Source organism: Amaricoccus sp. (assembly GCF_017995835.1).
Taxonomy (GTDB): Bacteria; Pseudomonadota; Alphaproteobacteria; order Rhodobacterales; family Rhodobacteraceae; genus Amaricoccus.
Genome location: NZ_JAGOID010000113.1, coordinates 1 through 8782 on the forward strand (window position 1 = coordinate 1; position 8782 = coordinate 8782).

Annotated in this window: 8 protein-coding genes; 3 read left to right on the forward strand and 5 right to left on the reverse strand. The window is 71.4% G+C overall.

The features are described 5' to 3' along the window. Both KBA23_RS14175 and KBA23_RS14180 read right to left on the reverse strand, forming a co-directional pair. Positions 1–375: transglutaminase N-terminal domain-containing protein (locus KBA23_RS14175; RefSeq protein ID WP_290742055.1), on the reverse strand; the 375-nt coding region annotated here is incomplete at its 3' end. A 90-nt stretch (positions 376–465) separates the two neighbouring features. Continuing rightward, complete coding sequence (locus KBA23_RS14180) at positions 466–1281, reverse strand: alpha/beta hydrolase (RefSeq protein WP_290742058.1); 816 nt, start codon at positions 1279–1281, stop codon at positions 466–468. A 129-nt stretch (positions 1282–1410) separates the two neighbouring features. On the opposite strand from KBA23_RS14180, the gene KBA23_RS14185 reads away from it, so the two are divergent. Together KBA23_RS14185 and KBA23_RS14190 are read left to right on the forward strand one after the other, a co-directional pair. Continuing rightward, the gene (locus KBA23_RS14185; protein WP_290742060.1) at positions 1411–2352 is read left to right on the forward strand and encodes a glycine--tRNA ligase subunit alpha; all 942 of its coding nucleotides are present in this window, start codon (positions 1411–1413) and stop codon (positions 2350–2352) included. Then, positions 2349–2792 (forward strand): DUF6446 family protein, encoded by a 444-nt coding sequence (locus KBA23_RS14190; RefSeq protein ID WP_290742063.1) that lies wholly within the window; start codon positions 2349–2351, stop codon positions 2790–2792. The genes KBA23_RS14185 and KBA23_RS14190 overlap by 4 nt, the downstream gene beginning before the upstream one ends. 35 nt (positions 2793–2827) lie before the next feature. On the opposite strand, the gene KBA23_RS14195 is transcribed toward KBA23_RS14190, so the two are convergent. Next, positions 2828–5077: a hypothetical protein gene (locus KBA23_RS14195; protein WP_290742066.1), complete on the reverse strand. Its 2250-nt coding sequence runs from the start codon at positions 5075–5077 to the stop codon at positions 2828–2830. Then, positions 5074–5946, reverse strand: a complete 873-nt coding sequence (gene motA / locus KBA23_RS14200; RefSeq protein WP_290742069.1) for a flagellar motor stator protein MotA — start codon at positions 5944–5946, stop codon at positions 5074–5076. The genes KBA23_RS14195 and motA overlap by 4 nt, the downstream gene beginning before the upstream one ends. A 271-nt stretch (positions 5947–6217) precedes the next feature. Between motA and KBA23_RS14205 the strand changes: the two genes are divergently transcribed. Beyond that, complete coding sequence (locus KBA23_RS14205; RefSeq protein WP_290742072.1) at positions 6218–6760, forward strand: hypothetical protein; 543 nt, start codon at positions 6218–6220, stop codon at positions 6758–6760. Between the two features lie 34 nt (positions 6761–6794). Here the strand turns inward: KBA23_RS14205 and KBA23_RS14210 are convergent. Continuing rightward, the coding region (locus tag KBA23_RS14210; RefSeq protein WP_290742075.1) for a class I SAM-dependent DNA methyltransferase at positions 6795–8782 on the reverse strand (1988 nt) is incomplete at its 5' end.

Here is an 8782-nt window from a genome sequence, read left to right on the forward strand (position 1 = left end):
CGGCCCGACCGGTTCCGGTCGGCGATAGATCACGAGATCGTCGGTGAGTTCCTCGGGATACGCGAACGGCCAGGCCTCGGCCGATTCCTCCACGAAGAAATCGAAGGGGTTGTAGACCGCCATGTCGGCGACGAGATCGACCTCGATCTTCAGCTCCCGCACCGGCTCGGGAAACACGAACCGCGCCAGCCAGTTGCCGTAAGGATCCTGCTGGTGGTTGACGAAATGCGGCTGCGGCCCGACCTTCAGGCTGTGCGACAGCACGCGCGTGCGCGAATGCGGCGCCGGCCGCAGCCGGATGATCTGCGGCCCGAGCAACACCGGCCGATCGTAGCGGTAGTGCGTGAGGTGGTAGATGCTCGCCTTGATCGCCATGCCGCCCCCGTTTCGCCCGTGGTGGTGACCGAACCGTTCCACAGATCGCCGCAGCGCACCACGAGTTTGTGGCGCCGCCTGCGGCGCGCCCTATCGCGGGACTGGCGCAGTGACGGTCGCAAGAAGCGACTGCACGGCCGCGATGACGGGCGCGGGATATTCGCGATGCGGAAGATGACCGCAATTCTCCAGCAGGAGCGGCGTGACGGGTCCTCCGGCCCCTGCCGCTATCCGCTCGGGATGGGCGCGGGAGCCGTATTCGTCGCGGTCGCCATGAATGGCGAGGATGGGGCAACGGACCTCTTCCAGCAGGGCGTCGAGGGTCCAGTCGGCGAAGTCAGGCGCCAGCCAGGTCTCGGTCCATGCGTCGAACACCCATTGCGCCTTGTCGCCGTGGTAGCGGGCGAGCCGCGCCATCTGGTCGGGATCGGCGAACTGGACCATCGCGTCACGGATGCCGGCGAGCGTGCGGTCCTCGGCGAAGGCCTGGGCGGCCTGGGTGATGACGGCGGCGCAGGCGCCGGGAAAGGCGGTGGCCACGGCGACCGCCATGCCGCCGCCCGCGCTGTGGCCGAAGGGGATGAAGCGATCGACGCCGAGTTGTTCCCGCACGGCCGTGAAGCCGGTCCGGGCTTCATCGGCCATGAAGTCGCGATCCAGCCGCGCCGGGTTGGGATCGGAGCGCCCGAACCCGAGGCGATCATAGGCGACGACCGGCAGGCCGGTCGCCTCGGCGAGCCGTTCGGGGAAGTCGCGCCAGAGTTCGACGCAACCGAGGGAGTCATGGAGAAGGACCAGCGCCGGCCCGTTTCTGTCCGCATCCGCCGCCTGCCAGCGCCGTGCGAACAGGCGGCGACCGTCGAGAGCGACGTGATGGTCGGATGTGGCGACGGGGTATCTGGTCATGGGTCACACCGGGACGAGGACGTCCAGTATGTCAGGCGAACCGGAGGCCCGCCAGCGCGACGCCCCTCCCGTTGACCCCCGCTCCCCGCGGGCCTAAGGAGCGGCGGCCTGAGCAGGGACGAGGGCCCCATGTCCACGACGCCGCCGAAGAGCTTCCAGGAGATCGTCCTCCGGCTCCAGTCCTACTGGGCCGCGCAGGGCTGCGCCGTCCTCCAGCCCTACGACATGGAGGTCGGCGCCGGCACCTTCCACCCGGCCACCACGCTGCGCGCGCTCGGGCCCCGCCCCTGGGCCGCGGCCTATGTCCAGCCCTCGCGCCGGCCGACCGACGGACGCTATGGCGAGAACCCCAACCGGCTCCAGCACTACTACCAGTACCAGGTGCTCATCAAACCCTCGCCGCCCGACCTTCAGGACCTCTACCTCGGCTCTCTCGCCGCCATCGGCGTCGATCCGGCGCTCCACGACATCCGCTTCGTCGAGGACGACTGGGAGAGCCCGACGCTCGGCGCCTGGGGTCTCGGCTGGGAGGTCTGGTGCGACGGGATGGAAGTGAGCCAGTTCACCTACTTCCAGCAGGTCGGCGGCCACGACTGCCGCCCCGTGTCCGGCGAACTCACCTACGGGCTCGAGCGCCTCGCCATGTACGTCCTCGGCGTCGATCACGTCATGGACATGCCCTTCAACGATCCCGGCGCGCCGATCCCGCTCAGCTACGGCGACATCTTCCGCCAGACCGAGCGCGAGTATTCCCGCTGGAACTTCGAGCAGGCCGACGCCGCCATGCTCCTCGCCCATTTCGAGGACGCCGAGGCCGAATGCGAGCGCATCCTCGACGCGCCCCAGCCCGACCGGGCGGGGCGGGTCATCGTCATGGCCCACCCGGCCTATGACCAGTGCATCAAGGCCAGCCACCTCTTCAACCTGCTCGACGCCCGCGGCGTGATCTCCGTCACCGAGCGGCAGGCCTATATCGGCCGGGTCCGCGCCCTGGCGAAGGCCTGCGCCGACGCGTATCTGGAGACCGAGGCGGCCGTGCCGAGCGGGGCCTCTCCGAAAGCCTTCGTGTGACCCGCGGGCGCGTCCTCGTCATCGGGCTCCTGCTCGTCACGCTGGTCTTCGGCGTCGCGCTCTTCTGGTTCCAGAACTTCGCCTACTACGAACGGCAGTCCGGGGTCGGGGCGCTGCGCGTCGCCGGCGAAGCCGTCCCGATCTCCGGCTACGAGGGCATCGACGCGGCGACCTCGCCGCTCAAGCTTCGCGGCTGCTTCCGCGCCGACCCTTCCTCCTTCGCCGCCGCCACCCCGGCGCCGGAGGCGACGCCTCTGGTCGCGCCCTACTGGTTCAGCTGCTTCGACGCCGGCGCGATCACCGAGGATCTCGCGGCGGGTCGCGCCGCCGCCTATGCGCTCGACGAGGCCGGCGTCGCCGGCTTCGAGGCCATTGTCGCCATCTATCCCGACGGGCGCGGCTATCTCTGGCGCCAGCTCGGCCCGGAATTCGCGGGGTAGGATCCGGCCGCGCGCCGCCGCGCGGCGCGGGCGGGTCAATCGGGCCGGGCGATGAGGCCGCCGACGAAGGTCCCGATGACCGGCCCGCGCTCCACCAGGCTGCGGGCGGCGCCGAGGCTCGGCCGGTCGAGGCGGGGCAGGGGCGCCGCGAAGGCGGCGGCCGCGGGCGCGACAGCGGCGTCGGGAGCGGCGATCGGCGCGGCTCCGGCGCGGGCGGCCATGTAGGCCGCCATCGCGGCGCGGTCGGGATCGCCCGTCGCCGCGGCGCGCCCCCAGTCGCCGGAGGCCCAGGCATAGGGCGCGGCGGCGGCCCCATCGCCCGCGGCCTCGAGCACCGTGATCGCCTCCGCCGGGGCGCCGCGCCGGGCGAGCGCCGCCGCTCGGATCGGCGCCGTCGCCGGTCCGTCGAGTCCGGCGAGTGCTGCGAGCGCCGCGTCGGGCCGACCGAGCGCCAGCTCGGCCCGCGCCGCCAGACGGCGGCTATCTGGCTCGCCGCGTCGGAGCGCCGGCCCCAGCAGGTCGAGCGCCGCGTTCGGCAGGCCGACGGCGACGAGCCGCTCGGCGATCGCCCGGCGCGGGGCATCGCCCCCCGGTCCGGCGAGGAGCCAGGGCCGCGCCGCCAGCGCCGCCTCGGCATAGGCCGCCGTCCCGACCCGCTCCGGATCGGCCGCGGCCACCGCCGCCACGGCGATCGCGGCGAGCCTGCTGCGCGCCCGCCGCAGATCCTGCCGGGCCGCGGCGGTCTCCGCCATCGCCGCCACGATCTCGCCGCGGGCCGCCAGCGCCTCGATCAGCGCCACGCGCAATTCCGTCTCGCGCGGATCGCCCCTCTGCACCAGGGCGGCGGCGCGCAGGTCGACGATCAGCCGGCCGGGCAGCGTCCAGCCCTCGGCGATAGCGAGCCGGGCCAGCGCGATCAGCGCGTCGGTCGCGACCGGCGAGCCGCTCTCGGCCAGTGCCCGCAACGCTGCCGCCGCCGGCTCGGCATCGCCCTCCGCCGCCGCGAGCCGCGCGCTCACGAGCGCCAGCGCGTCGGTCTCGCCCCGCCCGGCGCGGATCGTGGTGGTCTCGATCTCCCGCGCCTCGGCGGCGCGCCCCTCGTCCAGGAGCCGCAGCGCCAGCGGCGGGCCGAGGAGGGCGCGCAGGTCGACCGGCAGATCGGCGAAGGCCTCCTGCACCGTCGCGAACTGCGCCTCTCCCCGCCAGGCCGGTCCGGTCCCGGCCAGCGCGATCCACAATCCGTGCCGCCCCGGGCAATCCTCGGCGACCGCGAGCGGGCCGGCGGGGTCGACGGGCCGCCCCTCGAGCGTGCGGGCCATGGCGACGAGGAGGGGCGCGTCGGGCAGGTCCGTGCCGAAGCCGGCGATCAGGCTCTCCGCCTCCGCCCCCAGCCCGAGCCGCAGGTAGAGGCGGACCAGCGCCGCCAGCGCCTCCGGGTCGGTTCGGTCGAACTCGCCGACGAGGCGTCGGAGCAGCGGCTGGCTCTGCTCCGCCAGCGGCGCGGCGGCGCCCCAGGCGCCGATGTCGAGCGCGTCGTCCGGCAGGCAGACGGCCGGCGGCGCAGGCGGGACCCGCGTCGCGGCCAGCGCCGCGCCGTCACGGTCGTAGACGCTGATCGTCTCGATCTGGTCGAGTTCGGCCAACGCCGCGATCGTCCCGGGCGGGGCCCCCTCCGTGCGCGGTCGCGGTTCGGGCCGCGGCCCCCCGGCGCCTTGGCCCGGCGCCGCAGGCGGCGCCTCCGCCACGACGGCGGCCTCCGCCGGCGCCGGGACCACGACCCCCTGGTCGACGGCCCGCGAGAGGTTGGCGATCAGCGCCTTCTCCGCCGAGGCGACGGCGGCGCGCACGCGCGCCTCGCTCGCGGCGTCCGTCCCGGGCGGAAGCTCGGGCGGGGCGGGGCGCACGGCGTCGCGGTCGCCCACGTCGAGCGCGAGATGCCGCGCGCCGACGAAGGAGGCCGAGATGCGGCAGTCGCAGGCGAGGCCGACGACGACGCGCGTGCCTTCCGGCCCGACCGTGGCCTCGATCGCGTCCACCCGGTCGCGCGGGATGCGGTCCCAGACCCCCTCGACGCCGAACTCGAGCCGCCGGCCGGGAAAGAGGATCGTCGCGCGCCCCGGCGCGGTCTCCAGCGACCACTCCGTCGTCGGCTCGATGGTCATCACCACGCGGGTGAAGCCCGCGTGCTCGCCGGTGCGGATCGCGCCCCCTTCCTGCGCCACGGCGGGCGCGGCGAGGAGGACGGCCCCGGCGAGGACCGCCGCGCAATCGCGTCGGGTCCTCATGCCGCGAGGCTCGCCTTCGAGGCCCGGAGCGCCTCCTCGAGCGCGTTGTAGGACGGCCGCACGCCCGCCGGCGCGTTCTGCCGGCCGACCTCGACGCAGATGTTCGGCGCGTGCTGGTGCAGCGCGGCGACCATCACCTCGCGGATCAGGTTGTAGAAATGCTGGTCCTCGTCGATCACCGCCTTCACCCGGTTGGCGAACGGCCCGACGAAGCCATAGGCGAGGAACACGCCGAGGAAGGTGCCGACCAGCGCGCCGCCGATCATCTTGCCGAGGATCTCCGGCGGCTGGTCGATCGAGGCCATGGTCTTGATGACGCCGAGCACCGCCGCGACGATGCCGAGCGCCGGCAGCCCGTCGGCGATCGACTGGAGCGTATGCGCGGCGTGGAGCGATTCCTGGTAGTTGGCCTCGATGCGCTTGCCCAGCACCTCCTCGACCTGGTGCGGGTCGTCGTAGTTCATCGAGGCCGAGCGCAGCGTGTCGCAGATCAGCGCCACCGCCTCGCCGTCGGCGAGGATGCGCGGATACGCCCCGAAGATCGACGAGGCCCCCGGATCCTCGATGTGCTGGTCGAGCTCGACCGGGTTCGAGCGGGCGATGCGGATCAACTGGAACATCAGGCAGAGAAGGTCCTGATAATCCTGCGGTTTCCAGTGCGGTCCCTTGAAGACCTTGCCGATCGCCTTGAGCGTGTGGGTGATCCCGTGCTTGTCGTTGGAGATCACGAAGGCCCCGATCGCCGCGCCCGCGATCATCATCATCTCGTAGGGCAGCGAGTGCAGGATGATCCCGATCTTGCCGCCGGCGATGACGTATCCGCCGAAGACCATGACGAAGACGATGACGATGCCGACGAAGCCGATCATGGGGTGCTCGCGATGTGGTCGTGGCGCCCGGGGGCGGTCGGTTCTTCCTGCCGGAGGAGGCTTAAGAAAGGCTCAAACGATGCGGCCGCCCCGCGCCGTGGCGTCCGGGGCCAGACAGGAGCGGAAGCCCCGGAAAAGGGCCAAAAAAAGCGATGCGCAACCTATGCACAACCCATGCACAACCGATATGCATGGTTCGCGCGTCCGGGCGCCCGGGGGGTCTCCGGCCGGCCCATGGAATGCGTCGCCCCCCCGAGCACAGGAGCGTCTCGTGTTCTGGCATGTCCCGCCCCCGCGCGGTCCCGTCCCGCCGCCGCCGACGCCCCCGCGCGAGCCGGAATGGTTCGAGATCGCCTTCGGCGCGCCGCGCGCGGGTTGGATTCACCTCACCCTCACCCTCGAGGGCGTGTTGGTCACCATCCCGAACAGCCAGGTGTTCGACCCCTTCGGACACATCGTCCGCTGGCTGGAGGCGCTCGCTCGCGGCGGCGAAGCGGTCTGCGAGATCGACATGGAGGGCTCGGCCGCGCTTCTCTCGGCGCATCCGGAGCCCGGGCCGGACCGCCTGCGTTTCACCATCTGGTTCGAGGAGGAGGAGCTCTGCCCCGTCTGCGACCTGCGCCTCGGCCGGCGCGATCTGGTGCGCGCCTTCCACGAGGCGCTGCTCGCGGTATGGGAGAAGCCGGACCCCGAGACCTTCTGGCGGGCGTGGCGATGGATGGACAAGGACCCGGAGGCCGGCCGCTACGGAATCCGGTCCACAGTTGTCGAGGACTATCTGGCCACGTCGCGGCCGGACGGGGCCGGGACGTAGCCGCCCGCTTGCTGCGGCCCGCCCGTCGCAGCCGTCAGGCGGCCCTCGACTGGTTGAGCGCAAACAGCCGCGCGAGGATCGCGTCGTCGTCGAGCCGCCCGGCGCGCCAGTCCTCGCCCCAGCCGTAGGCATCCGCGACGGCGGCGTCGAGCCGGGCGTGGGCGGCGTCGAGCCAGGCGGGGCGGGCGTTGTAGAGGTTGGTCAGCGTGCGCGTCTTCAGGATCGCCGCCGCCGCGTCGCTGACCGGCAGCAGCCGGTCGGGATAGCCCGCGACCACCTCCGGCTCGCGGCGCACGAGGTCGGGCGGGTTCAGCCACGCCTGCCGGAGCCGGTCGAGTTCCGCCGCCGCCACGGCGATGCCTCGCGCCCGCGGGTCGTCGGCGTAGGCGGCGGCGGGGAGGTCGGGGCTCAGGCCCTCGGGGAAGGGGAAGGTCTCGAAGGTGGTGGAGGGGGTGTAGGTTGGATCGTTTCCCGCGCCGATCCACTGACCCAATGCGAGGGACCAAAGCTCGTGGAAGCGTGATCCAAGAATGCCGAAGGAGGTATCGTCGTCTCGGGCAACCGCAATAACAAGATTGGAGGCAAGAACGGACGACGGAACATATACGAAGAAGCGATGTTTCGAGACTTTCGGAGTGGCTATGTATCGCACCAAGGCGCGAAGGGAATCTCGCATCCCGGGCCTGGCCTCGCCATGGATCCACCATCTCTTACGATAAGCGTCTCGGCGGCTGTTGCGCCGCTCAGGAAGGACAAGCTCCCGCAGGTGGTGGAATGGCATCTCATAGAGCGCCGCATCCTCGAGGGATAGGTTCGTCCCGAAGTCGACCACCCACTCATCTCGATTACGTGCCGTGAGATCGGTCCCGGTTATCCACGGCCGAAGGACCATCTTGTTAGGTTTGCCATTCGGGTTGAGGGGGAGCCTCATCCACTGGCGAGCAAGGAAGCCGTCAATCTCAAAGCTGCCGACCTTGCTCACGCCTTGGAAGCTCACTCCCGAGTTCGCAGCGAGCTTCCTTGCGGCGGAAAGATCGTAACCGGCCGCGTTGGTTGTTAGGTCGGACGCGATCCGTTGCGTGGGCACTCCGTCCAGGACCGCTTCGCCCCCTTTCATCTTGTCGAAGCAGACGACTGAAACTCGGACCGCAGCACCGTCAACAATCCACTCTTCGTCGGACCACGCCTCGAAAATCCGCCCATGCTCCACGATCGGTTTCAGAATTTCGCGGCTGATCCCGCCACGGATGGAGTTGGTGGCCACGAGCCCGGCCGCTCGCAAGCGGCCCGCTTCAATTTCGTTCCATGCCTTCACGAACCAGTAGGCCACCAGATCGACCCCACCGGGGACGCTGCGCCAAGCAGACCGAAGCGAGTTAGTATACTCCTCCCCAAGCTCGCTCAGCATCCTCTTGTTGCCCAGGAACGGCGGGTTGCCCACCACCACGTCGGCCCCCGGCCATTCCGCCCGCGTGCCGTCCGCGTTCAGGATCGCGTCGCGGCATTCGATGGTGTCGAGCGGGCGCAGGATCGGGTCGCGGGCGGCCTCGTAGCCGTTCTGGCGCATCCACTGGATCTCGCCGATCCAGACCGAGACGCGGGCGAGTTCGGCGGCGAAGGGGTTGAGCTCGAGCCCCAGCACCGCCTCGGGGCCGACCGACGGAAAGGCGCGCGGCAGGCCAAGGGCTTCGGCCTCGACGTTGACGCGGTGCTCGATGTCCTTGAGCGCGCGCAAGGACAGATACAGGAAGTTGCCGGAGCCGCAGGCCGGGTCGAGGATGCGAAAGCCGCGCAGGCGTTCGAGGAAGCCGGCGAGGCGGGCGAGCGCGTCGTTGTGGGCGCGGGTGGCGGCGGCGGCGGATTTCGCCGCCCGTCCGCGGGCCAGCGCCGCCTCGATCTCGCCGCGCGCCACGGCCCATTCGGCGAGCAGCGGCTCGACCACGACCGGGTTCACGATCTTCATGATCTTGTCGCGGTCGGTGTAGTGGGCGCCGAGCTGGCTGCGCTTGGCGGGATCGAGGC